15 protein-coding genes and 1 tRNA gene are annotated in these 24,361 nt (G+C 72.3%); 7 read left to right on the plus strand and 9 right to left on the minus strand.

Annotation, left to right across the window (positions count from 1 at the left end; genetic code table 11):
• Positions 1-470 precede the first annotated feature (470 nt).
• The 4 genes from gltB to ACFUK0_RS11630 all read left to right on the plus strand — a co-directional run bounded on the left by gltB (position 471) and on the right by ACFUK0_RS11630 (position 9,352).
• Entirely contained in the window at positions 471-5,084 is a 4,614-nt protein-coding gene (gene gltB, locus ACFUK0_RS11615; protein WP_380248759.1) for a glutamate synthase large subunit, read from the plus strand.
• Positions 5,077-6,537 carry a glutamate synthase subunit beta gene (locus ACFUK0_RS11620; protein ID WP_380248725.1) on the plus strand — a complete coding sequence of 487 codons (1,461 nt, stop codon included), beginning with the start codon at positions 5,077-5,079 and terminating at the stop codon, positions 6,535-6,537. Before gltB ends, ACFUK0_RS11620 begins: the two co-directional genes overlap by 8 nt.
• A gap of 423 nt (positions 6,538-6,960) precedes the next feature.
• Complete coding sequence (locus ACFUK0_RS11625) at positions 6,961-7,827, plus strand: helix-turn-helix domain-containing protein (protein ID WP_380248727.1); 867 nt, start codon at positions 6,961-6,963, stop codon at positions 7,825-7,827.
• Between the two features lie 67 nt (positions 7,828-7,894).
• Positions 7,895-9,352, plus strand: coding sequence for an aldehyde dehydrogenase family protein (locus ACFUK0_RS11630; protein WP_380248729.1), 1,458 nt, complete (start codon positions 7,895-7,897; stop codon positions 9,350-9,352).
• Between the two features lie 96 nt (positions 9,353-9,448).
• Here ACFUK0_RS11630 and ACFUK0_RS11635 read toward each other — a convergent pair whose 3' ends face one another.
• From ACFUK0_RS11635 to ACFUK0_RS11645, 3 genes are all read right to left on the minus strand, one after another.
• The gene (locus ACFUK0_RS11635) at positions 9,449-10,444 is read right to left on the minus strand and encodes a phosphotransferase (RefSeq protein ID WP_380248731.1); all 996 of its coding nucleotides are present in this window, start codon (positions 10,442-10,444) and stop codon (positions 9,449-9,451) included.
• 110 nt (positions 10,445-10,554) lie between these two features.
• A complete protein-coding gene (locus ACFUK0_RS11640; protein WP_380248733.1) occupies positions 10,555-12,387 on the minus strand; it encodes a bifunctional metallophosphatase/5'-nucleotidase in 1,833 nt (610 codons plus the stop codon).
• Positions 12,388-12,572: 185 nt separating this feature from the next.
• Positions 12,573-13,352 carry a LuxR C-terminal-related transcriptional regulator gene (locus tag ACFUK0_RS11645; RefSeq protein ID WP_380248735.1) on the minus strand — a complete coding sequence of 260 codons (780 nt, stop codon included), beginning with the start codon at positions 13,350-13,352 and terminating at the stop codon, positions 12,573-12,575.
• 329 nt (positions 13,353-13,681) lie between these two features.
• Here ACFUK0_RS11645 and ACFUK0_RS11650 point away from each other — a divergent pair, with 329 nt between their 5' ends.
• Positions 13,682-16,690, plus strand: coding sequence for an AAA family ATPase (locus ACFUK0_RS11650; RefSeq protein WP_380248737.1), 3,009 nt, complete (start codon positions 13,682-13,684; stop codon positions 16,688-16,690).
• A 31-nt stretch (positions 16,691-16,721) separates the two neighbouring features.
• Here ACFUK0_RS11650 and ACFUK0_RS11655 read toward each other — a convergent pair whose 3' ends face one another.
• The 4 genes from ACFUK0_RS11655 to ACFUK0_RS11670 all read right to left on the minus strand — a co-directional run bounded on the left by ACFUK0_RS11655 (position 16,722) and on the right by ACFUK0_RS11670 (position 20,829).
• Positions 16,722-17,147, minus strand: coding sequence for a phage tail protein (locus tag ACFUK0_RS11655; RefSeq protein ID WP_380248739.1), 426 nt, complete (start codon positions 17,145-17,147; stop codon positions 16,722-16,724).
• Between the two features lie 298 nt (positions 17,148-17,445).
• A complete protein-coding gene (locus tag ACFUK0_RS11660) occupies positions 17,446-18,051 on the minus strand; it encodes a hypothetical protein (protein WP_380248741.1) in 606 nt (201 codons plus the stop codon).
• The gene (locus ACFUK0_RS11665) at positions 18,038-19,699 is read right to left on the minus strand and encodes a VWA domain-containing protein (RefSeq protein WP_380248743.1); all 1,662 of its coding nucleotides are present in this window, start codon (positions 19,697-19,699) and stop codon (positions 18,038-18,040) included. The genes ACFUK0_RS11660 and ACFUK0_RS11665 overlap by 14 nt, the downstream gene beginning before the upstream one ends.
• A gap of 2 nt (positions 19,700-19,701) precedes the next feature.
• On the minus strand, positions 19,702-20,829 hold the full coding sequence (locus tag ACFUK0_RS11670) for a hypothetical protein (protein ID WP_380248745.1): 1,128 nt from the start codon (positions 20,827-20,829) through the stop codon (positions 19,702-19,704).
• Between the two features lie 284 nt (positions 20,830-21,113).
• Here ACFUK0_RS11670 and pyk point away from each other — a divergent pair, with 284 nt between their 5' ends.
• Entirely contained in the window at positions 21,114-22,541 is a 1,428-nt protein-coding gene (gene pyk, locus ACFUK0_RS11675) for a pyruvate kinase (RefSeq protein ID WP_380248747.1), read from the plus strand.
• Between the two features lie 46 nt (positions 22,542-22,587).
• On the opposite strand, the gene ACFUK0_RS11680 is transcribed toward pyk, so the two are convergent.
• Both ACFUK0_RS11680 and ACFUK0_RS11685 read right to left on the minus strand, forming a co-directional pair.
• Positions 22,588-23,370, minus strand: coding sequence for a helix-turn-helix domain-containing protein (locus ACFUK0_RS11680; RefSeq protein WP_380248749.1), 783 nt, complete (start codon positions 23,368-23,370; stop codon positions 22,588-22,590).
• A 110-nt stretch (positions 23,371-23,480) separates the two neighbouring features.
• Positions 23,481-23,563 (minus strand) — tRNA-Leu (locus ACFUK0_RS11685).
• Positions 23,564-23,626: 63 nt separating this feature from the next.
• Here ACFUK0_RS11685 and ACFUK0_RS11690 point away from each other — a divergent pair.
• The gene (locus ACFUK0_RS11690) at positions 23,627-24,316 is read left to right on the plus strand and encodes an ANTAR domain-containing response regulator (protein ID WP_380248751.1); all 690 of its coding nucleotides are present in this window, start codon (positions 23,627-23,629) and stop codon (positions 24,314-24,316) included.
• The last annotated feature ends 45 nt before the right edge of the window (positions 24,317-24,361 follow it).

Consider the following 24,361-nt stretch of genomic DNA (forward strand, 5'->3'; position numbering starts at 1 on the left):
ATGGTGCGAAGCGACAGCTGATGCATGGTTATGCCCCGGGGTGCGTGACGTTCCGCACATAAGACTCGGGTGCTCGGTTGTCCTACTATCGTTGCGGGGCCCGCGGGCCCGAGGAATCCAATCTTCGGCCCGGCCCCGCGTGACGAATCGCAGGCAGTCTCCGGGCGATCTTGGTTCGGGAGCATTTCGCCTCTGTTTCATTTGCGCGGCGTGCGGGCACACTGGTGGGAGCGTGTGGATGCGAGTTCGTCTCCCCCGGCCGGTATTACTGCTCAGTAATAGGCCCTGACCTGGGAATTGCGTCCGCCATGTGGACGCTGCCGTCCACTTCCCGGGATGTCGGGCATCATGTAACCTGCACGAAATCGCAGAGGGCCAACGTCGTCCCTATTGCACAGAGCCCCCCAACCTCCACCGGGCGGGCCCCCAATACCAAGACGACGACGGGAGAGCCGATGCTGTCTGCATCCATGCACTCCGACAACGAGCCCAAGGCCGGCGCATCGCGCTCGCCGTACGCGCTCGTTCCGGATGCGCGACCTGCTGCTCAGGGCCTGTACGACCCTCGCAACGAGCACGACGCCTGTGGCGTGGGCTTCGTCGCGACGCTGACGGGCATCGCCGACCACAAGATCGTCGAGCAGGCGCTCACCGTCCTGCGCAACCTGGAGCACCGCGGTGCCACCGGTGCCGAGCCGGACTCCGGCGACGGCGCGGGCATCCTGACCCAGGTCCCCGACGCGTTCCTGCGCTCCAAGGTCTCCTTCGAGCTCCCCGCCGCCGGCTCGTACGCGGTCGGCATCGCCTTCCTCCCGGACGAGGACGCCGCCGACGCCGCCGCGGTCGCCCAGGTCGAGGCCATCGCCGCGGACGAGGACCTGACCGTCCTCGGCTGGCGTGACGTCCCGGTCACCCCGGACCTGCTCGGTGCCACCGCCCGCTCGGTCATGCCGCGCTTCCGCCAGCTCTTCCTGGCCGCCGCCGCAGGTAAGGGTGACCTTACCAGCATCGAGCTGGACCGCCTGGCCTTCGTCGTGCGCAAGCGCTCCGAGCGCGAGGCCGGCGTGTACTTCCCGTCGCTCTCCGCCCGCACCATCGTCTACAAGGGCATGCTGACCACCGGCCAGCTGGAGCCCTTCTTCCCCGACCTGTCGGACCGGCTCTACGCCTCCGCCATCGGCCTGATCCACTCGCGCTTCTCCACCAACACGTTCCCGAGCTGGCCGCTCGCCCACCCGTACCGCTTCGTCGCGCACAACGGCGAGATCAACACGGTCAAGGGCAACCGGAACTGGATGACCGCGCGCGAGTCCCAGCTCGCCACCGACCTGATCCCGGCCAACAAGAACGGCCAGGGCCTGGAGCGGATCTTCCCGATCTGTACGCCGGACCACTCCGACTCCGCGTCCTTCGACGAGGTCCTGGAGCTGCTCCACCTCGGCGGCCGCTCGCTGCCGCACTCGGTGCTGATGATGATCCCGGAGGCGTGGGAGAACCACGCCACCATGGACCCGGCCCGCCGCGCGTTCTACCAGTACCACTCCAACCTGATGGAGCCCTGGGACGGCCCGGCCTGCGTCACCTTCACCGACGGCACCCAGATCGGCGCGGTCCTCGACCGCAACGGCCTGCGCCCCGCCCGCTACTGGATCACCGAGGACGGCCTCGTCGTCCTCTCCTCCGAGGTCGGCGTGCTCGACCTGGAGCAGGAGAAGGTGGTCAAGAAGGGCCGTCTGCAGCCCGGCAAGATGTTCCTCATCGACACCGCGGAGCACCGCATCGTCGAGGACGAGGAGATCAAGTCCGCCCTCGCCTCGGAGCACCCGTACGAGGAGTGGATCGCCGCCGGCCAGATCCAGCTCGCCCAGCTCCCCGAGCGCGAGCACATCGCGCACACCCACGCCTCGGTCACCCGCCGCCAGCAGACCTTCGGTTACACCGAGGAGGAGCTGCGCGTCATCATCGCCCCGATGGCGAAGACCGGCGGCGAGGCGCTCGGCTCGATGGGCACCGACAGCCCGATCGCGGCCCTCTCCGAGAAGCCGCGCCTGCTGTTCGACTACTTCATCCAGCTGTTCGCCCAGGTCACCAACCCGCCGCTGGACGCCATCCGCGAGGAGCTCGTCACCTCGCTGCTGAGCAACCTCGGCCCCGAGGGCAACCTGCTGGCCGCCGAGGCGGCCGCCTGCCGCTCGGTCGGCATCACCTTCCCGGTGATCGACAACGACGAGCTGGCCAAGCTCGTCCACATCAACGCCGACGGTGACCAGTCCGGCCTGAAGGCCGTCACGCTCTCCGGCCTCTACAAGGTCTCCGGCGGTGGCGAGGCCCTCGCCGCCCGCCTGCAGGCTATCGCGGCCGAGGCCGACGCGGCGATCGCCGACGGTGCCCGCATCGTCGTCCTCTCCGACCGCCACTCGGACGCCGAGCACGCGCCGATCCCGTCGCTGCTGCTCACCTCCGCCGTGCACCACCACCTGATCCGCACCAAGCAGCGCACCCAGGTGTCGCTGATCGTGGAGGCCGGTGACGTCCGCGAGGTCCACCACGTGGCCCTGCTGGTCGGCTACGGCGCCGGCGCGGTCAACCCGTACCTGGCGATGGAGTCCGTCGAGGACCTCGTCGCGCAGGGCACCTTCCTGACCGGCATCGAGGCCGAGAAGGCCATCAAGAACCTGATCAAGGCGCTCGGCAAGGGCGTCCTGAAGGTCATGTCGAAGATGGGCATCTCCACCGTCGCGTCCTACCGCGGCGCCCAGGTCTTCGAGGTCATCGGCCTCGACCAGCAGACCGTGGACACCTACTTCGCCGGCACCACCACGAAGCTCGGCGGCATCGGCCTGGAGGAGATCGCCAAGGAGGTGGCCGCCCGCCACGCCAAGGCGTACCCCGCCTCCGGCATCACCGCCGCGCACCGCGCGCTGGACATCGGCGGCGAGTACCAGTGGCGCCGCGAGGGCGAGCCGCACCTGTTCGACCCGGACACCGTCTTCCGCCTGCAGCACTCCACCCGCAGCCGCCGGTACGACATCTTCAAGCAGTACACCGAGCGCGTGAACGAGCAGTCCGAGCGCCTGATGACGCTCCGCGGCCTGTTCAAGCTCGACGCCGGCGCCCGCACCCCGATCTCCATCGACGAGGTCGAGCCGATCTCCGAGATCGTCAAGCGCTTCTCCACCGGCGCCATGTCGTACGGCTCCATCTCGATGGAGGCGCACGAGACGCTCGCCATCGCGATGAACCAGCTCGGCGGCAAGTCCAACACCGGTGAGGGCGGCGAGGACCCGGAGCGCCTGTACGACCCGGCCCGCCGCTCGTCGATCAAGCAGGTCGCGTCCGGCCGCTTCGGCGTCACCAGCGAGTACCTGGTCAACGCGGACGACATCCAGATCAAGATGGCGCAGGGTGCCAAGCCCGGCGAGGGCGGCCAGCTGCCCGGCCACAAGGTCTACCCGTGGGTCGCCAAGACCCGGCACTCCACCCCGGGTGTCGGCCTGATCTCCCCGCCGCCGCACCACGACATCTACTCCATCGAGGACCTGGCTCAGCTGATCCACGACCTCAAGAACGCCAACCCGGCGGCCCGCATCCACGTGAAGCTGGTCTCCGAGGTCGGCGTGGGCACGGTCGCGGCCGGCGTCTCCAAGGCGCACGCGGACGTCGTGCTGGTCTCCGGCCACGACGGCGGCACCGGCGCCTCGCCGCTCACCTCGCTCAAGCACGCGGGCGGCCCCTGGGAGCTCGGCCTCGCCGAGACCCAGCAGACCCTGCTGCTCAACGGCCTGCGCGACCGCATCGTCGTGCAGACCGACGGCCAGCTCAAGACCGGCCGCGACGTCGTCATCGCCGCGCTGCTCGGCGCCGAGGAGTTCGGTTTCGCGACCGCGCCGCTCGTCGTCTCCGGCTGCATCATGATGCGCGTCTGCCACCTGGACACCTGCCCGGTCGGCGTCGCCACCCAGAACCCGGTGCTGCGCGAGCGCTTCTCCGGCAAGCCCGAGTTCGTGGTGAACTTCTTCGAGTTCATCGCGGAGGAGGTCCGCGAGATCCTCGCCGAGCTGGGCTTCCGCACCATCGAGGAGGCCGTCGGCCACGCCGAGCACATCGACGCGACCGACGCGGTCAGCCACTGGAAGGCCGCCGGCCTCGACCTGGCCCCGCTGCTGCACGTCCCCGAGCTGCCCGAGGGCGCGGCCCTGCACAACACCACCACGCAGGACCACTCGCTCGACAAGGCCCTCGACAACCAGCTCATCGCGCTGGCCGAGGACGCCCTGGAGCGCGGCGACGCGGTGCGCATCCAGCTGCCGATCCGCAACGTCAACCGCACCGTCGGCACCATGCTCGGCCACGAGGTGACCAAGCGGTACCGCGGCGAGGGCCTGCCCGAGGGCACCATCGACGTCACCTTCACCGGTAGCGCCGGCCAGTCCTTCGGAGCCTTCGTCCCGCGCGGCATCACGCTGCGCCTGGAGGGCGACGCCAACGACTACGTCGGCAAGGGCCTCTCCGGCGGCGTGGTCATCGTCCGCCCGGCTCGGGACGCGGCCGCCATCGGCGCCGACGCCCAGAACCACGTGATCGCGGGCAACACCATCGGGTACGGCGCCACCAGCGGCCGGATCCACCTGCGCGGCAAGGCCGGCGAGCGTTTCGCCGTCCGCAACTCCGGTGCCACCCTGGTCGTCGAGGGCGTGGGCGACCACGGCCTGGAGTACATGACCGGCGGCCGGGTCGTCGTCCTCGGCGAGACCGGGCGCAACCTGGCAGCGGGCATGTCCGGCGGTATCGCGTACGTCCTGGACCTGCGCCCCGCGAACGTGAACGACGGCATGGTGGGCATCGAGGCCCCGACCGCCGCCGACCGCGAATGGCTGCGCGACACCGTGCAGCAGCACTACGAGGAGACCGGCTCCACCGTGGCCGCCGAGCTCCTGGCGGACTGGGCGAGCGGGGTCTCCCGCTTCTCCAAGATCATGCCGACCGACTACAAGGCTGTGCTCGCCGCCAAGGACGCCGCTGAGCGCGACGGGCTCTCCGAGTCCGAGACCACTCGCAAGATGATGGAGGCGGCAAATGGCTGACCCCAAGGGCTTCCTGACTACGCCCAAGCAGCTCGCCGAGCGTCGCCCCGTCGACGTCCGGATCCGTGACTGGAACGAGGTCTACGTCGAGCGCAGCCTCCTTCCGATCATCACCAAGCAGGCCGGCCGCTGCATGGACTGCGGCATCCCGTTCTGCCACAACGGCTGCCCGCTCGGGAACCTCATCCCCGAGTGGAACGACCTGACCTACCGGGACGACTGGTCCGGCGCGATCGAGCGCCTGCACGCGACCAACAACTTCCCGGAGTTCACCGGCCGCCTCTGCCCCGCTCCCTGTGAGTCGGCATGCGTGCTGGGGATCAACCAGGACGCGGTGACCATCAAGAACGTCGAGGTCACCATCATCGACAAGGCCTGGGACAACGGCGACGTCACGCCGCAGATCCCGGAGCGCCTGTCCGGCAAGACCGTCGCCGTCGTCGGCTCCGGCCCGGCCGGCCTCGCCGTCGCCCAGCAGCTCACCCGGGCCGGGCACACGGTGGTGGTGTACGAGCGCGCCGACCGCATCGGCGGCCTGCTGCGCTACGGCATCCCCGAGTTCAAGATGGAGAAGCGCCACATCAACCGCCGCGTCGAGCAGATGCGCGCGGAGGGCACCCGCTTCCGTACCGGCGTCAGCGTCGGCGAGGACATCACCGGGCAGCAGCTGCGCGAGCGCTTCGACGCCGTCGTGGTCGCCGCCGGTGCCACCACCGCCCGTGACCTGCCCGTCCCCGGCCGCGAGCTCAAGGGCATCCACCAGGCGATGGAGTACCTGCCGCTCGCCAACAAGGTGCAGGAGGGCGACTTCGTCGAGCCGCCCATCAGCGCCAAGGGCAAGCACGTCATCGTCATCGGCGGCGGCGACACCGGCGCGGACTGCCTCGGCACCGCGCTGCGCCAGGGGGCGGCCTCGGTCACCCAGCTGGAGATCATGCCGCGCCCCGGCGACGACCGGCCGACCGGCCAGCCGTGGCCGACCATGCCGATGGTCTACAAGGTGACCTCCGCGCACGAGGAGGGCGGTGAGCGCGTGTACAGCGTGAACACCACCCACTTCAGCGGCGACGAGGACGGCAACGTCCAGGAACTGCACCTCGTCGAGGTCGAGTTCAAGGACGGCCGGTTCCAGCCGATCGAGGGCACCGAGCGCGCCCTCCCGGCGCAGCTCGTCACCCTGGCGATGGGCTTCACCGGCACCGACACCGCCAACGGCCTGGTGGAGCAGCTCGGCGTCGACCTCGACGCCCGCGGCAACATCAACCGGGACGGCGCCTTCGCCACCAACGTGGACGGCGTGTACGTCTGCGGTGACGCCGGCCGCGGCCAGTCGCTGATCGTCTGGGCCATCGCCGAAGGCCGCTCCGCGGCCGCCGCGGTGGACAAGTTCCTCGGCGGCAAGACCGCACTGCCCGCCCCGATCCGCCCGACGGACCGCCCCCTGGTGGTCTGACCCGGACCGCCCGGCGCCGCATCGCCGGGCTGCACCAGCCGCCGACCCGTCAGAGCCGCCGGGCCATCGCGGTCCCTACGGCGCCTGCCCCCTCCCCGACCAAGTGGGGGGCAGGCGCCGTACTGCTTTGATCGGGCGCCCCTTCCCCCAGCCTTCGGCCGGGGGTGCCCCCGTTTCGGCACCGGCGTGCCCTTCGGCTCGGGGCGCCTGCGGTGGGGCCCGGGGTGGTTTCGCGCGGGTGTTCCCGGGTGCCTTTTTCGCCGAATCGCCTTGTGCGGGACTCCTTTTGGTACCGGTTGGGCCATCGTGTTCCGAGTGGTGGGACGGGGCGGTAGGGTCCACGGATTCGGTACCGGATGTCAGTGCCAGGTGGCAGACTGCCCGGAGAACCGGGGGCGGCGCGAACGGCGGAGGTTCACGAGCATGAGCACTACGCAGACCGGTGGCGGGACGACGGTGCGGCGCCTGATGCTGGGGTCCCAGCTGCGCCGACTGCGCGAGGCCGGCGGCGTCTCGCGGGAGGAGGCCGGGTACTCGATCCGGGCCTCCGAGTCGAAGATCAGCCGGATGGAGCTCGGGCGGGTCAGCTTCAAGGAGCGGGACGTCGCCGACCTCCTCACGCTCTACGGCGTGGCCGGCGACGCCGAGCGGGCGGCGGTGCTGGGTCTGGTCACCGACGCCAACGCGGCGTCCTGGTGGCACCCGTACGGTGACGTGCTGCCGGCCTGGTTCCAGACGTACCTGGGCCTGGAGGAGGCGGCCTCGGCGATCCGCAGCTACGAGGTGCAGTTCATCCACGGCCTGTTGCAGACCGCCGACTACGCGCGTGCCGTCATCGCGCTCGGCAACCAGACCGCTCCGGCGGAGGAGATCGAGCGCCGGGTCGAGGTGCGGGTGCAGCGCCAGGAGTTGCTGACGGGCGGGCGGGCGCCGCAGTTGCTGGCGGTCATCGACGAGGCGGCGCTGCGCCGGCCGTGGGGCGGTGCGGCCGTGATGCGCGACCAGATCGACCGGCTGACCGAGGTCGCCGAACTGCCCAACGTGGTGCTGCAGGTGATGCCGCTGGGTTTCGGCGGGATCCGGGCGGAGGGCGGGGCCTTCTCGATGCTGAGCTTCCCCGAGCCGGAGCTGCCCGAGGTCGTGTACCTGGAGCAGTTCACCAGCGCCCTGTACCTGGACAAGCCGGACCAGGTGGCCGAGTACGGCCGGGCGATGGACCGGCTGGTCACGGACAGTCTGGCGCCGGAACAGACGCTGAAACTCCTGCGAACGGTTCGCCAGGAGCTCTGATCCGTCTCAATGGTGATGGCGGGTCAGATAATCTGATCACTCGGGCTGTCGCGCTGAGAGGGATCAGATGTCCTACTTTACGGAACTGTCGCAGCAGTACATCGACGGTGAGTGGCGAACGGGCTCGGGCTCCTGGGACATCGTCGACATCGACCCGTTCAGCGGCGACAAGCTCGCCACCATCACCGTCGCCACCACCGCCGAGATCGACGACGCCTACCGCGCCGCCGAGCGTGCCCAGAAGGCCTGGAGCCAGGTCAACCCGTACGCCCGCCGGCTGGTCTTCGAGCGCGCGCTGCGCATCGTCGAGGCGCAGGAGCAGGAGATCACCGAGGCGATCATCGCCGAGCTCGGCGGCACCGCGCTGAAGGCGGCGTTCGAACTCGCCCTGTCCAAGGACATGCTGCGCGAGGCGATGCAGCTCTCGCTGCGTGCCGAGGGCCGCATCCTGCCCTCGCCGGTGGACGGCAAGGAGAACCGCCTCTACCGGCTGCCGGTCGGCGTGGTGGGCGTGATCAGCCCGTTCAACTTCCCGCTGTTCCTGTCGCTCAAGGCCGTCGCCCCGGCGCTCGCGCTCGGAAACGGCGTCGTGCTCAAGCCGCACCAGAACACCCCGATCGTCGGCGGCACCCTGATCGCGAAGATCTTCGAGGAGGCCGGGCTGCCCGCGGGCCTGCTCAACGTCGTGGTCACCGACATCGCGGAGATCGGCGACGCGTTCCTCGAACACCCCGTTCCGAAGGTCATCTCCTTCACCGGCTCCGACCGGGTCGGCCGGCACGTCGCCACGGTGGCCGCCGGGCACTTCAAGCGGACCGTCCTGGAACTCGGCGGCAACAGCGCCCTGATCGTGCTGGACGACGCCGACCTCGACTACGCCGTCGACGCGGCCGTGTTCAGCCGGTTCGCCCACCAGGGCCAGGTCTGCATGGCGGCCAACCGGGTGCTCGTGGACCGGAGCGTCGAGCAGGAGTTCACCGAGCGCTTCGTCGCCAAGATCGCCTCGCTGAAGGTCGGCGACCCGAAGGACCCGGCCACCCACATCGGCCCGCTGATCAACGCCAACCAGGCGGAGTCCCTCACCGCCGAGGTCGACCGGGCGGTCCAGGAGGGCGCCACCGCCCTGCTGCGCGGCCGGACCGTCGGCACCCTGATGGACCCGGTCGTGCTGGGCGGCCTGGCCGTCGACGCGCCGATCCTGCAGCGCGAACTCTTCGGCCCCGTCGTCCTGGTGGTGCCCTTCGACGGTGAGGACGAGGCCGTCCGGATCGCCAACGACACCCCGTTCGGGCTCAGTGGCGCGGTGCACACGGCGGACATCGAGCGGGGCGTCCGGCTCGCCCAGCGGATCGAGACCGGCATGATCCACATCAATGACGGGACCATCCACGACGAGCCGATCGTCCCCTTCGGCGGCGAGAAGAACTCGGGCGTCGGCCGGTTGAACGGCGAGTCCACCGTCGAGGCCTTCACCACCGTGAAGTGGATCTCCATCCAGCACGGGCGCAGCCGCTTCCCGTTCTGACCGTTCTGGCCGTTCTGGCCGTGCCGCCGTGCCGCCGTGCCCGGCCCGTCCCCGCCCGGCCCGCCCTCGGAGGAGGGCGGGCCGGGCAGGGGGGCGTCAGAGCCGCCAGCCGCGCCGGCCCGCCAGCCAGCGCAGCACCACCTCGCCGCTCCACGTCTGGTGGCGGCGCAGCACGGGGGAGCCCGACGGCGGGTCGGGCCGGGCGCCCTCGGTCAGGAAGTACCCCAGGAGGGCGGCCAGCGCCGCGTCGAGCTGCTCGGGGGCCGCGCCCCGGGCGGCGGGGTGCGCGGTGAACAGCCGGTCGGCGTCGTGGCCGTCCGCGTGGGCGGTCGCCAGCAGCAGCGTGAGGTCGAACCAGCTCGCGCCCAGGCGCGGCCAGTTCCAGTCGCAGATCCAGGCGCGGCCGGCGCCGTCCAGCACGACGTTGTCCCGCCGCAGGTCCTCGTGCACCACGGCGCCGCCCGCGGTGGCCGCGACCCAGCCGCTCTCCAGTACGGCGAGCCGGTCGATCAGGCCGGCCGGGAACCAGGCGGGCAGCAGCCGCGCCCCGGGGCCGCCGCCCGCCAGCTTCCGCCAGGCGTCGAAGTCGGCCTCGCCGGGGGCCGGTTGCAGCGGCAGGAGGTCGAGCGCGAGCAGCTCGGGGGTCGGTTCGGCGAGCGCCTCGGCGAGCGCGGCGCAGGCGTCCAGGGTGGCCGCCAGCTCCTCGGGCCGCCAGGGATCCGCCGGCATCCGGCCGGCCGGCACGGGATCGAAGCCCAGCACCACCCAGCCCGCGGACTCCTCGCTCCACCGCAGCCGGGGTGCGGGCACCCCGGGCGGCAGCGCCCGGTTGATCTCGGCCTCCCGGCGGTAGCAGTCGGCGATCAGGGGGTGCGCCACCGCGTCGACGGCCTTGACGAACTCCGGGCCCGACGGCCCCCGCACCAGTGCGGCGAACCCCGGCGTGAAGCCGCCGCCCGCGCTCGCCGCGGCCTCGGCCGCCCCGCCGAGCCGGTGCCCGACCGTCGCCCTGACCCGCGCGGGCAGGTCGGTCCACTGCGGGCGGGCCGCGGTGGCGGCGTAGTGCGGCCGGGGCGTGATCGTGTCGCTCATCCCGTCATGCTGCCGCGCCGGGACGGCCCGCCGCCAGCCGATTCCCCCGAGGGGGAACGCGGCAGCCCCGGGCCGCCCGTGCGGCCCGGGGCTGCTCCCGCCAGGACCGGCTAGAACACCGGCGTGCCGGCCCGCACCAGGCGCCAGGACACCGAGGCGAAGTCCGCCGGGTCGATGACGCCCTTGGCCTTCACCCAGGCGATCATCGTGTTGCGGATCTCGTTGGAGTCCGCCCACACCACCTTGGCCGCCGCGACGTGCGGGAAGTTGCCGCCGCCGTTCGCCCGGTAGTTGTTCACCGCGAGCACGAACTGCGCCGCCGGGTCCACCGGCGTGCCCTCGTACGACAGGTTGACGATCCGCGAGCCGACCGGCTGCGAGATGTCGATGTCGTACGAGACGCCGTACACCGAGTCGTAGTTGTAGTCCGGCGTGGCCTGCTGGTTGGTCAGCGTGGCGACGTCCACCGGCGCGCCCGGGGCGAGCTGCGCGAAGTACTTCGCCGAGAACTCCAGGTAGTCCTTGATCTGCGCGCCCGTCAGGACGCGCGCCTCCAGGGTGTTCTCGTAGATGTACAGCCCGGCCGCGTCGCGGAGCTTCACCTCGCCGGCCGGGATCAGCGCCGTCCGGTTGAACGGCGCGGCCTGCGCCAGCACCGGCAGGCTCGCGTACGCGGTCGTGGCGAGCGCCGCCCGCACCGTGTCGGCCTGCACCCGCCCGATCAGGTCGATGATCGGGGTGTCCTTGAACGGCGCCTCGGAGATGGAGAGTTCGCTCTTGCAGGTGCCGATCACCTGGTTGACGTACTCGACCACCTTCTTGTGCTGCCCGGACATCGCGTCCACGATCTCCGGGTCCTCCGCCACCGTGTTGGAGTTCAGCACCCGGGAGGTCAGGGTGACCAGCTTCCACCCGCCCTGGTCGAACTCGACCTCGAAGTCGAAGCAGGTCAGCCGCTGCCCCCAGCACAGCGGCTCGGAGAGCACGACCGTCTTCCCGGTCTCCTTGTTGACGATCAGCCGCTGGGCCACCTCCTTGTGGGTGTGGCCCACCAGCACCGCGTCGATGCCGGCGACCGTCGCGGCCATCTCGCCGGACGCGTCCTCGGGCCAGGGCAGCTGGTCGCCGTACGTGGTCGCCTCGTCGATGCCGGAGTGCGCCGACACCACGACGATGTCCGCGCCCGCGGCCTTCATCCGGGGGACGTACTTCTTCGCCATCTCGACGATGCCGGGGAAGACCATCTTGCCCGCGACGTTCGCCTTGTCCCAGATCGCGATGCCCGGGTTGGTCAGGCCCAGGATGCCGACCTTCAGCGGGCGGCCGTGGCCGAGGTGCAGCTCCTTGATGATGTACGGCTTGAACGCGGGCTTCTCGTTCTTCGCGTACAGCGCGTTCGCGCCCAGCAGCGGGAACTCCAGCTGCTCCTCGAAGGCCCGCAGGGTCGGGATGCCGTAGTTGAACTCGTGGTTGCCGAGCGCCGCCGCGTCGTAGCCCATGAGGTTCATGGCGAGCGCCATCGGGTGCTCGGGGGCGGTGTCCGCGTCGGTGGCGATCGGGTCGACCCGGGCGTAGTAGTACGTCAGCTGGGTGCCCTGGATGATGTCGCCCGCGTCGATGAGCAGGGTGCGGTCCCAGCCCTTCTCCTCGCGGACCTGGTTGGCCAGGGTGGAGATCTTGGCGAGGCCGACGTCGTTGTGCGCCTTGTCGGCGTAGACCGCGTCGGTGAAGTAGTCCCAGTTGAGCACCCGGCCGTGCAGGTCGGTGGTGCCCATCACGGTGAAGGCCTCCTTCTTCGCCTTCTTCCGGTCCTGCGCACCCCGCTGGTCGGCGCCCGCGGCGGCCGCGGGGGAGGCGGCGGCGGCCGAGACGCCGCCGGCCAGGGCGGCTCCGGCGGCGGTCACGGCGGAGCGGGTGACGAAGTCACGGCGGTTCAGGGGCATCAACGACTCCAGGGGGACTGCAGACGGACCGTCAACGGAAGTGACGCGCGTAGAGGAACGCGCGTAGAAGTCTGCCCCGTCACGACCCCGCCCCGATAGCCCCCGGACGTTTCCAACAGGTGAGATCTTGGCGACCCCGCAATGACGGCGGGCACCGGCCGGCGCCCGCCGCACCACGGGCCCGGTCAGATGTAGCCCTCGCGCAGCGCGTACGCGACCGCGTGGGCCCGGTTGCGCAACTGGAGACGGGTCGTCAGCCCGTGCAGCACGTTCTTCACCGTCCGCTCCGAGTAGGACAGCTTCGCCGCGATCTCCGACGTGTCCCACCCCTCCGCCACCAGCCGCAGGATGTCGGCCTCCCGCTCCGAGATCCCCGGCGGGGTGAACCCCGGCAGCCCCTGCACGCTCCGCTGGAGCCGCCCCATCTGGACGATCAGCCGGCCCAGCAGGTCGGCCGGCAGGTCACCGTCGCCCCGCGCCGCCGCGAGCACCGCCTGCCCCAGCCGGGCGGCCGTCGCCTCCCGCCGCCACAGGATCGCCGCCACCCCGCACTCGACGGCCTCCAGCAGCTCCGCCTCCCGCATCCGCTCGACCACGAGCACCACCCGGGTGTCGCCGCCCCGCACCAGCCTGCGCAGAGCCGCGGTCACCGTCGCGTCCACGGTCTCGGCCAGCAGCACGGCGACCGCCCCCGGCCCCGCCGGCGGCTCGTCGGTCAGCTCCACCGCGGCGCACTGCCTGAGCTGGCTGGCCGCGCCCGCCCGCGAGATCGGATCCGCCGCGTGGACCACCACCGGAATCCGGACGCCGGGGCGCACCCCCACCCGGACGCCGCCGCGGACCGCGGCGCGCCCGGCACCGGCCGCACCGCCGTTGACGGCTCCCGTCGCGCCGCCGTGCAGATCGACCCGTACGTCGCCCCGCCTGTCGGACCTGACGGCGCTCTCGGCCTGCAGGACAGTCATAGGTCCCCCTCCTGATGCCCGGCCCGCCTCCGCCCGGCTGCGCTGCTGCTGAGAGAGTTGTCTGCATGCGCCTGACAGTGGAGCGGGCCCACGATGTGGAAGGGACCCGGGCAGATGGCGCCCCGACCCCCGCACCCATGCTCCCCGCACACCGGCCCGCCCGGCCATCGTGGTGCACCACGAGATCGGGCGGGCCGTCACCGGCGGTGCGACGAAGCTCACAGCGCGGACCGGCGGGGTGATGCAACGTCAGGACCCCGGGCCGCGTCGGGGCAGTAGACGCTCGTCCGGCCCGGTCCTCACCCGGCGCCTCGGCAGAGGGGAGCACGATGACCAGCGCCGCCACCGCAGGACCCACGAACACGGCCACCAGCACGGCCACGAGCACCGGCACCGGTACGGGCGGCCGGGCCGCCGCCGGCGCCGGAGCCCCGGGGCGGCGCCCCGGCCTGCACGCTGTCCCGTCCCAGGCCCCCGCCGGCCCGCCCCCCGGAGCCCGCACGCCGCCGGCCGCACCACCCCGGCTGGCCGAGCGCGAGGAGCCGCTCGCCCGCGCCGCCGCGATGGCGCAACGCGCCCGCCAGGGCCACGGCGGCGTCCTGCTGCTCACCGGCGCCCCCGGCAGCGGGCGCAGCGCCCTGCTCGCCGCCGTCGCGGCCCGGCAGGCCGCGGAGGGCATGACCGTCCTGCGGGCACGATGCTCGGCGGACGAGTCGGACAGTCCGTACGCCGCGGCCCGGCAACTGTTCAACCCCGGGGCGCGGTCCCGCGGCCTGGCCGCCCGCACACCCGGCGCGACCGGGCTCGCCGCACTGCCGCCGGACACCGGCCACGACCCCGAGGCCGACCTCTGGGACCTGCTGCTCCTGCACGCCTCCCACCGCCCGCTGCTGCTCGCCGTCGACGACGTCCAGCTCGCCGACACCCGCTCGCTGCGCTGGCTGCACCAGGTCTGCCGGCGGATCGACCGGCTGCCCGTCCTGCTGGCCGTGACCGAACCCCGCCTGCCCGGACCCGGCGCCCCCGTACCCGGCTTCGCCCGCACCCTGGCCGCCCCGCTCACACAGTCCTGTCGGATCGGCCCGCTCGGCCCGCGCTCCGCCGCCCAACTCGCCCACCGGCGCCTGGGCGCCCCCGTACCCCGCCCGCTGCTGGACGACTGCCTGCGCGCGACCGGCGGGAACCCGCTGCTGCTGGACGCCCTGCTCACCGACCTGCACGCCCTGCCCGCCACCCCGGACACCCTGCCCGCCACCAGCGCCGGACTCCCCGCCGGAACCTTCCTCGACGCGGTCGACCTCTGGCTGCACAACGCCGGCCCCGACGCCGCCGAAGCCGCCCGCACCCTCGCCCAGCTGGCGGGCCACCGCAGCGCGGACCCGGCCGGCCCCGCCGCCGAGCTGGCCGAACTCACCGGCGGCGACCCCGGCCGGCTGGCCGGCTGGCTGGCCGGCCTCACGGCGCAGGGCCTGCTCACCACCGCCGAGGACGGCCGGTGGCCCCGGTTCGGCCACCCGCTGCTCCGCGAGGCCCTGCTGGCCGGCCGCCCGCCCGCCCGCCGCGCCGAGGTGCACCGCGCCGCCGCCCTGCTGCTGCACCGGCGCGGCGACCCGGACGACCTGGTCGCCGGACACCTGCTGCACACCCCGGCGGTCGGCGAACGGTGGGCCGCCGACGCGCTGCTCGGCGCGGCCCGCGCCGCCCGGCGCGAAGACCGGCCGCAGCGCGCCGCCGAGCTGCTGCGGCGAGCCCTGGACGAGCCGCTCCCCACCCGCCGCCGGGGCGCCACCCTCACCGAACTCGGCTGCCTGGAAGTCGCCCTGGGCGCGGCCGGACACGCCGCCGGCATCCGCCACCTGGCCGAGGCGGTGCACCTCCAGCACTCCGACGAAGGGGTCTTCACCGCGGCCAACGCCCTCGGCGCCGCCCTCGCCGCCCGGGGCGAGACCGCCGCCGCCCTCGAAGTACTGGAGGAGCTCGCCGAGCGGTTCGCCGACCGGGAGGACCTCACCCGCGCCGTCCAGGCCGCCGCCGCCCTGATCTCCTCCCACGACGGGGACAGCTGGCTGCAGGTCGTCGAGGGCCTGCGGCGGATCGCCCGCACACCCCGGATCGCGCCGGCCGCCCGGGCGCTGCTCACCGAGTTCGACTCGACCAGCGGCGTGCTGTCCGCGGCCGAGGTCACCGAGCGCGTCCAGGAGCTGTGCAGCGCCCCGCCCGACCCGTTCTCCCAGCACTACGTGCTCGCCTCGGCCGCCACCCTGGCCCAGTGGACGGAGCAGCTCCCCGAGGCCGACCGGCTGGTCCGCGAGGGCATGGCCGCGTACCGCGGCCCGCTGCTGCACCCCGGCTACCAGTGCCTGCTGAGCGTCCGGGCCGAGAGCCGGGTGATGCGCGGCGAGTACGGCCGGCTGCTCGACGAGTGCGGGCTGCCGGACGACACGGGGGATCCCGCGGCCGGCCACCGGGCCCTGCTGGCGCAGGGCAACGCCCACCTGGTGGCCCAGGCCGTCATCGCGCTGACCGAGAGCGGACGCCTGGCGCAGGCCCGCGAACTCGCCCGCTCCGCCGAGGCCGGCGGGGCCCAGGGCTCCTGGGAGTGGAACGAGTACCTGTACGCCCGGGGCCTGCTCCAGCTCGCCTCGGGCCGGCCGGCGACAGCCCTGGAGGACCTGCTGGAGTGCGGCCGCCGCCAGCGGGAACGGCAGGTGGAGAGCCCGATCGTGACACCGTGGCGCTCCGCCGCCGCCGACTGCCAGGTCCTGCTCGGCCTGCCCGGCCCGGCCGTGTCGCTGGCCACCGAGGAACTGCGGCTCGCCCGGATCTGGGGCACCCCCCGGACGATCGGCCGGGCCATGCGCGCCCTCGGCTCCGCCACCGGCGGCCGGCAGGGGCTGGCGCTGGCCGCCGAAGCGGTGGCACTCCTGCGGGACGCGTCCGTCGACACGGAGCTGATCCCGGCCCTGATCACCCACGGCCGGCTGCTCGGCGCCGCCGGCCGCCGGGCCGCCGCCCGCCAGACCCTGCGTGAGGCGGCCACCCGGGCGGAGCGGCTCGGCGCCGTCCGGCTGCGCTCCGCCGCCGAGGACCTGCTGCACGAGTGGGGAGCCCGTCCGACCAAGGACTGCCACACCGGCGCCCCCGCCCTCACCGGCAGCGAGCAGCGGATCTGCCGCCTCGCCGTCGCCGGCCACTCCAACGCCGAGATCGCCGCTCTGCTGCACCTGGCCGTCCGTACGGTCGAGACCCATCTCACCAACAGCTTCCGCAAGTTGGGCATCCGGCGGCGGGCCGAACTGGCCGGCCGCTTCGAGCGGCCGGACCCGCCCCCGGAGTGAACCCGGCCGGGCACGACCGGCTCACCCCTCCTCAGAGAAACCCCTGGTGGGCCAGCTCGATGCTCTCGGTCGCCGCCCCGGCGCCCGCCGGGTCGTACGAGGGGCCCGTCCAGCGCACCACGACCACCTCGCGCAGCGCCCAGGTCGCCAGCACCGGTTCGGCCGCCGCCTCCGGTGCCACCGCGGTGATCCGCGCACTGCTCCGGGCCACCTGGGCCGGCAGCTTCGCGAGAAAGCGCGACACCTTCGCAGTGTCCGCGGTCAGCCGCCGGGAGAGCGTCACATTGGTGTAGCTGAACCTGACCGGCACCTGCGACGGGAACGCATCCTCGGCCCCGGGCCGCTGCTCCAGCTCCACCCGGGCGCCGAGCCCGCTGCACGCGGTGAAGTCACCCAGGTCGATGCCGCTGATCTGCAACCGGAACTGAAGACCGGTGCCGGGCTGGGGGAGGGTCACGGTCGGGCTCTTCCTGTCTTCGGCGGTCGCAGCGGAACCGGCGGCCGCGGGGACGCTCACCGCCCACCACCCGGAACCGCCCCGGGTGCGCCGTTGACCGGCTCCGCGGGCCCCGGGGGAAGTGGGCCCGCGGACGGCCGGAGCGGCCCACCGCCCGGGGCGGCGGGCGCCGTGGCAGGCACACCGATGCCTCCTCGGCGGCGGCTCCGGTGCACTGCACAGCCTGTCCCGCCCGGCAGCGCGCGGGAACGTCCGTCCGGCTCCCCACCGGGGCAGCCCCCGCTGCCCGATCGGGCAACTACCGCAGAGCGGCGGCCATCCGCTGCACCTCGCGCCCCAGCGCCACCGCCGGATCCACCCCACCCGGCGCCCAGCGCTCCCACGCCCGCGCCCGCAGGTACCCGTCCACCGCCAGCGGCAGCTGCTCGCCGACCACGTGCTCGGCCGCCCGGAGCCACTCGGCCCGCGGCGAGCGGGCCTGGCCGGCCGCCGTCGCCAGCAACTCGTCCACCCCGGCCGACCAGGGCAGGTCGGCATCGGCCAGGTACGCCTCCAGGTCCGCCAGCGCGGCCCGCAACTGCGCAGCCCGCAACTGCGCGCCGGCCGGGGCCGGGACGGGCACCCTCGCGGGAGCGGGAGCGGGAGCGGGAGCGGGAACGAGTACGGCGCCGGGGCCGGGCACCGCAGCAGGCACGGCCGCCGGAGCCTCGGCCCCGGCGCCCCCCGCCGGGCCGCGCCCGGGTGCCAGCAGCGCCCCGACCCCGTACAGCCCCGCGACCACCGCCGGCCACCACGGCCCCGCCACCCCCGTGAAGTGCAGCACCAGCCCGGCCGCGCCCCCCGCGCAGCCGGCCAGGTTGCGGGCCGACTCCAGATACCCCAGGAACCCCCTACTGGTAGCCACGGATCTCCTCGAACGCCCCCTCCAGCGACCCCGTGCCGTCGAAGAGCTTCCCGCCCGTCAGGTCCGCGATCCCCTGCAACTGGCCCTTCGCCGCGTCCCCGAACAGGATCGGGAACACCGGCACCTCCCGCTCCGAAGGCGGCAGCCCCTGGTAGAACCCCTTGAAGTCGCCGGCCGACGCCCCCTCGTTGCTCTCCCCGTCCGTCATCAGCACGATCGACGTGAACCGGTCGTCCTTCGCCGTCGACTGCTGGCGCTCGATCACCCGGTAGGCCTCCTCCAGCGAGCTGTACACCGCCGTACCGCCGAGCGCGGTCAGCGCCTGCACGTCCGCGTCGATCGCGGCCAGCTCCGCCTGCGGATCCTGCTCCGGCACCGAATGCGTACGCGTCGACTTCACCTTCGACGCGAAGGAGATCAGCGACACCTCCTCGCGGTCCCGGAACCGCCGCACCCCCCGGGTGTCGTCCGCCCCCGTCAGGCGCCCCATCGCCGACTTCAGCGCGGCCAGCCGGTCACCCGCCATCGAACCCGAGGTGTCCAGCACGTACACCGTCCGCGAAGGCCGCCGCAGCTCGTTCTGGTACGAGGCCAGCAGCCCGTCCGCCACCGCCTTGCTGCCCGGGAACGGCAGCTCCCGCCGCCGGTCCGTCGGCAGACCGGCCGCCGGCGCGACCCCCGGCGCCACCGGCCGCCGCAACGTCAGCTCGGAGATCCGCCGCTGCACGTCCTCCTTCAGCAGGTACGCGGTCAGCCGCTGGTACGAGTCCCGCTCACGCTGCCCCGAGGACGCCAGCAGCGCCAGCGGGTAGTCCGCCGACACCACGCCGTCCACCGGGCGCACCACCGTCAGCTGGGCGTCCGCCGGCAGCGTCCGGTTCAGCGACAGCAGCACCGACTCGTAGTTCACCAGCGCCCCGATCCGGCCCGGCTCCGCCCGGCCGTACGCCTGCGCCAGCCAGCCGGAGGATCCCGAGGTCAGCTTCTGCCCGGCGAAGAACTGCTTCAGCGACGGCGCCGCCTTCTGCACGTCCGCGTCCGTCAGCGCCGAACCGGCGCCCGAGAACGCCGAGGCCACCGCCACCAGCGCCGAGAACCCCGAGTTGGACCGCGACGGGTCCGACATGCCGTACGAGAGCTTCCCCGCCGACGCCGCCTCGCCGACCTGCGCCCACGACACCTTCGAGCCGTCCCCCCAGCCCAGCTCCGCCAGCACCGACGTCCGCACCCCGACCGCCACCGGCGACACCATCACCGGTGTCTCGGAGAGCAGCTTCGCCTTCCCGCCGTCGTCCAGGCGCAGATAGTGGTCGGACGGGAACCACACCGCGTCGTACTTGCCGTCCGCCCGGCCCGAGGCCACCGCCTCGGCCCCGTCCAGCGAACCCGTCCAGGCGAACTGCACGCTCACCCCGGTGGCCTTCTTCGCCTCCTCCAGGACGGGCGCCATGTCCTGCAGCTCACTGCCGGCCAGCACCCGCAGCACCCCGGCCTGCGGCGCCGGATCCACCGTCGCCACCGCCGAGCCGGTGCCCGGCGGGGTAGGAGCGGCGGTGCCGCCGCCCGAGGTGCACCCCGCCAGCGCCAGCGCCAGCCCCGCCAGCAGGACCCGCCCCGCCACGGTCCGCTTCGCCGCCGTTCCCGTCACCTTCACCCCTTCACGCCCTTGGCCGCCTCGACCAGCTGATCCAGCACATCGGCAGCGGGCACCGGCGCCTGCTGCACCCCCGCGGCGGAGAGATCCGGCGCGTACACCGGCCCCGCCGACGCCGCGGCACCCGCAGCACCCGTCGCCGCCGCCCCGTCGTGCACGGCCCTGCCGAACGCCGCCGGATCGGCCTGCGGACGGAACCCGAACTTCGCCTCCAGCGTCCGCAGTTTCTGGTTGTCCCGCAGCAGCTCCGCCATCCGCCGGCCCGCGTCGCTCAGGCCCACCACCGTGTGGTCACTCGAAACGGTGGTGTCCGGGTACAGCACGACCAGATCCCCCGTCGAACCCCCGTGCGCCGTCAGCGCCGCCACCTGCGACTCGTACACCAGCACCAGCGGACTCCCCACCCCCGACAGGAAATCCTTGAACGGCTCGTCACTGCTGACCTTCTGCGCCCCCTGCATCGCCGTCACCTTGCGCACCAGGTCCTTCACCCGGGCCACCCCCCCGGCGTCCGAGACCACCCGCCGCTCGTTCGCCAGGTACGACATCGCCGCCAGGTGCAGCGCACCCGACGAGGACGTCGCCGGATCCGTCGTGGTCAGGTACACCGCACCCGCCAACTCCGCATGGCCGGCCGTGTCCTTCAGCTCCTGCCAGGTACGGTCCGCCCGCACCGCGGCCAGGTACTGGTCCATCTTGAACGTCCACACGCCGGTGTCGGCCTGCTGCGCCGCCAGCCCGTTGCTGCGCAGCACCTGGGCGGTGGACGCGTGCGCGATCACCACCAGCGGCGAGTAGAACGGCCGGACCGGCTCGCCGGGGATCTTCTCCTTCGCACTGATCACCTGGGCCGGCGACAGGCTCGCCGGGAACGCGAAGTCGTACCCCTTCAGGTCGGTCCCGGTCATCCGCCAGGAGCCGACGGTGTCCGGGGGAGTGATCTGCAGCCCCTGGGCCCGGAACTCGGCGATCACCTCCGGGTCCGCGAAGAACTCCCGCTTCTCCGAGCCGATCAGGCCCTTGACCACGGTCAGCTGCGGACCGGACGACGGCTTGTGCAGCACCGCGAACACGACCCCGCCCAGCAGTACCAGCGCGGCAAGCACGCTGCCCACACGTCTCATGGCGAACGCATCCCCCTCGGCCTCGCCCTGCGATCCATTCCGGATCCGAAGCGTCCCGCCGGGCCGGGAGCGGCGGCCGACGAGGGGGTGAACCAGGGGTGAACAAGCCTTCACGGAACGGCATCAGAAACGCCACGGACCGGGGTGGAGGCCGACGGCAACTCGCACTGTGCGCACTGAAAGTCACGATGTGTCAGATTGTTCAACGAACCTTCCGGCAACGGTCACCGGGTCGTCCGACGGAACGTCGTTGTTACGCACGGGTAATGCCTACGCTCAGCAGTATGCGCCGAGCAAAAATCGTCTGTACCCTCGGGCCCGCCACCGACTCGTACGACCAGATCAAAGCCCTGGTCGACGCCGGCATGGACATCGCCCGACTGAATCTGAGCCACGGCTCCCACATCGAGCACGAGGAGCGCTACCGCCGGGTCCGCAAGGCCGCGGACGAGACCGGCCGCAGCGTCGGCATCCTCGCCGACCTTCAAGGCCCGAAGATCCGCCTGGAGACGTTCGCCGAAGGGCCCGTACTTCTCGAACGCGGCGACGAGTTCACCATCACCACCGAGGACGTCACCGGCGACCGCGACATCTGCGGAACCACCTACAAGGGCCTCGCCGCCGACGTCACCCCCGGGGAACGCATCCTCGTCGACGACGGCCGGGTCTGCCTGGAGGTTGCCCGCGTCGACGGCCCGCGCGTGCACTGCACCGTCATCGAAGGAGGCCTGGTCTCCGACCACAAGGGCCTCAACCTCCCCGGCGTCGCCGTCTCGGTGCCCGCGCTCAGCGACAAGGACGTCGCCGACCTGCGCTGGGCCCTGCAGACCGGTGCCGACCTCATCGCGCTCTCCTTCGTCCGCAGCGGGAGCGACATCGAGGAGGTCCACCGGGTGATGGCCGAGGAAGGGCGCTTCCTCCCCGTCATCGCCAAGATCGAGAAGCCGCAGGCCGTCGACAACCTCGAATCCATCGTCGACGCCTTCGACGGCATCATGGTGGCGCGCGGAGACCTGGGCGTGGAGATGCCCCTCGAACAGGTCCCGCTCGTCCAGAAGCGCGCGGTCAAGCTCGCCAAGCGCAACGCCAAGCCGGTCATCGTCGCCACCCAGATGCTCGACTCGATGATCCACGCCTCCCGCCCGACCCGCGCCGAGGCCTCCGACGTCGCCAACGCCGTCCTCGACGGCACCGACGCCGTGATGCTCTCCGGCGAGACCTCGGTCGGCAAGTACCCCGTCGAGACCGTCCGCACCATGGCCCGCATCATCGAGGCCTCCGAGGAGGAGGGGATCGCCGCCGGCCTCCCGCCCCTCACCGCCACCAACAAGCCCCGCACCCAGGGCGGGGCCGTCGCCCGCGCGGCCGCCGAGATCGGCGACTTCCTGAACGCCAAGTACCTCGTCGCGTTCACCCAGAGCGGCGACACCGCCCGCCGCCTCTCCCGCTACCGCTCACCCATCCCCGTGCTCGCCTTCACCTACGAGCCCGCCGTCCGCAGCCAGCTCGCCCTCACCTGGGGCATCGAGACCTTCCTCGGCCCCTTCGCCCCCACCACGGACGAGATGGTCGAACAGGTCGACGCCGCCCTCGTCGGCCTCGGCCGCTGCCAGAAGGGCGACATCGTCGTCATCACCGCCGGCTCCCCGCCCGGCCTGGCCGGCTCCACCAACCTCGTCCGCGTCCACCACGTCGGCGAACTCGACAACTGAGCCGATCCGTACGGCGCGGCCCCGGCGACCGGGCCGCGCCGCACGGTCAGTACTTGGCCCCGATGTGCTCGTCCATCAACGCCACGGAGGCCCGGCGGGCGACGGAGACGTTGACCGCGTCACCGGCCCGGCGGGTGGTCTTCCACTCGACGCCGACGGCGTCCAGCGTGCCGGTGAAGATGCGGACGATGTCCGCGGACGTGTTGGTGAAGAAGTACCGCGGGTACTCGTGCCGGCGGACGACGCCGTCCACCGTGCGGGTGGCCCAGTTGGTGATCCGGCAGCCGTCGGAGTGGATCAGGCCCCGCAGCAGTTCCCAGGGGTGCGCGTCGACGATGTGTTGCTGCCAGGGCTCCAGGGCTATCAGGCGTTCGTGCTTCTTGCCGGGGCCGTGCTGCGGAAAGTAGCAGGGCAGGTGCTTGGAATAGACCTTGACGTCGTGGCAGCCGATCCGGCGCACCCGGCAGGGTGAGTTGTTCGGCAGGACCTGACGCATGGCTTCTTCGACCGAATTCATGATTCCGGGCCAATTGTCGTCGCACGTGACGGCCAGGTTCGGCACCCGGTGCTGTTTGGGCTGGATGATGTGCCCGTCGCCCAGGTACAGCCCCAGCAGGTAGGAGTACGCGTCCCCGGACAGCGGGTCGTTGTAGCAGCTCGCGCAGGTCGAGCGCTTCCGGCCCGGCAGCTCGCCCCGTTTGGCGAGGTCTTCGTGCTTCCACCAGGAGACCGTGCCTGCGGGGACGCCGAGGAGTCGTGCGACGTCGCTGTTCCTTCGCCCCTGGCGAAGCAGGAGAACGGCCTGCTGGCGGATCGAGTTCTCGGTCATGCCGCACATGCTGCGCGGGGGTCCAGGTACGGGGTGCGGAAAGTCGAGCATTCCACTCAAGGTGGTGAATACCGGATTCTCGCTGTAACGCCCAATTCGGACCTGCTGGGTGCCGGGTGCGGGACTCGAACCCGCAAGCCCTCTCGGGCAGATGTGTTTGAGACATCCGTGTATGCCATTCCACCAACCCGGCGGGGTTAGTCCCGACAGAGCATACCGGGTGTGTGCCACCGGGTGGGCCTAGGTACCCTCATTGATGCAGCACCCCGCCGGACCGAGGAGCCCCGTGAGCACCGCCGACGAGCAGCCAGAGCCGCTTGAGACCTATTCGTCCCAGATCACCCGGATTGTCATCGCCGAGGACGAGGCGCTGATCCGCCTCGACCTGAAGGAGATGCTCGAAGAAGAGGGTTATGTCGTCGTCGGTGAGGCCGGGGACGGTGCCACGGCGCTGAAGCTGGTCGAGGAGCTCCGTCCCGACCTGGCGATCCTGGACGTGAAGATGCCCGTCCTGGACGGCCTGTCGGCCGCCGAGCAGATCCACGCCGCGCACCTGGCGCCCGTCCTGATGCTGACGGCGTTCTCGCAGCGCGAGCTGGTGGACCGGGCGCGCGACGCCGGGGCGATGGCGTACATCGTGAAGCCGTTCAGCAAGAGCGACCTGGTGCCCGCGATCGAGATGGCGGTCTCCCGCTACACCGAGATGCGGACGCTGGAGGAGGAGATCGCCGACCTCACGCAGCGGCTGGAGACCCGCAAGCTGGTCGACCGGGCGAAGAGCGTGCTGCAGACGAAGTTCGGGCTGACCGAGCCGGCGGCGTTCCGCTGGATCCAGAAGACGTCGATGGACCGCCGGATGACCATGGCCGCCGTTGCGGAGGCCGTGATCGAGGAGGGTGTCGCGCAGGACAAGAAGAAGGCGGACGAGGCGCCGGCCGAGAGCTGAGCGCCGCCCGCCGTACGCCGAAGGGCCCGACCGTGACGGTCGGGC

Source organism: Kitasatospora sp. NPDC057223 (assembly GCF_042669755.1).
Lineage (GTDB): Bacteria > Actinomycetota > Actinomycetes > Streptomycetales > Streptomycetaceae > Kitasatospora.

What these genes read in the sequence shown, in the direction of transcription:
- ACFUK0_RS11645 (WP_380248735.1), bottom strand. Translation starts at nt 13,352, where the DNA reads ATGACTGTCCTGCAGGCCGAGAGCGCCGTCAGGTCCGACAGGCGGGGC.
- ACFUK0_RS11690 (WP_380248751.1), top strand. Translation starts at nt 23,627, where the DNA reads ATGCAGCACCCCGCCGGACCGAGGAGCCCCGTGAGCACCGCCGACGAG.
- ACFUK0_RS11670 (WP_380248745.1), bottom strand. Translation starts at nt 20,829, where the DNA reads ATGAGACGTGTGGGCAGCGTGCTTGCCGCGCTGGTACTGCTGGGCGGG.
- ACFUK0_RS11625 (WP_380248727.1), top strand. Translation starts at nt 6,961, where the DNA reads ATGAGCACTACGCAGACCGGTGGCGGGACGACGGTGCGGCGCCTGATG.
- ACFUK0_RS11640 (WP_380248733.1), bottom strand. Translation starts at nt 12,387, where the DNA reads ATGCCCCTGAACCGCCGTGACTTCGTCACCCGCTCCGCCGTGACCGCC.
- ACFUK0_RS11635 (WP_380248731.1), bottom strand. Translation starts at nt 10,444, where the DNA reads ATGAGCGACACGATCACGCCCCGGCCGCACTACGCCGCCACCGCGGCC.
- gltB (WP_380248759.1), top strand. Translation starts at nt 471, where the DNA reads ATGCACTCCGACAACGAGCCCAAGGCCGGCGCATCGCGCTCGCCGTAC.
- ACFUK0_RS11650 (WP_380248737.1), top strand. Translation starts at nt 13,682, where the DNA reads ATGACCAGCGCCGCCACCGCAGGACCCACGAACACGGCCACCAGCACG.
- ACFUK0_RS11630 (WP_380248729.1), top strand. Translation starts at nt 7,895, where the DNA reads ATGTCCTACTTTACGGAACTGTCGCAGCAGTACATCGACGGTGAGTGG.
- ACFUK0_RS11680 (WP_380248749.1), bottom strand. Translation starts at nt 23,370, where the DNA reads ATGACCGAGAACTCGATCCGCCAGCAGGCCGTTCTCCTGCTTCGCCAG.
- pyk (WP_380248747.1), top strand. Translation starts at nt 21,114, where the DNA reads ATGCGCCGAGCAAAAATCGTCTGTACCCTCGGGCCCGCCACCGACTCG.
- ACFUK0_RS11620 (WP_380248725.1), top strand. Translation starts at nt 5,077, where the DNA reads ATGGCTGACCCCAAGGGCTTCCTGACTACGCCCAAGCAGCTCGCCGAG.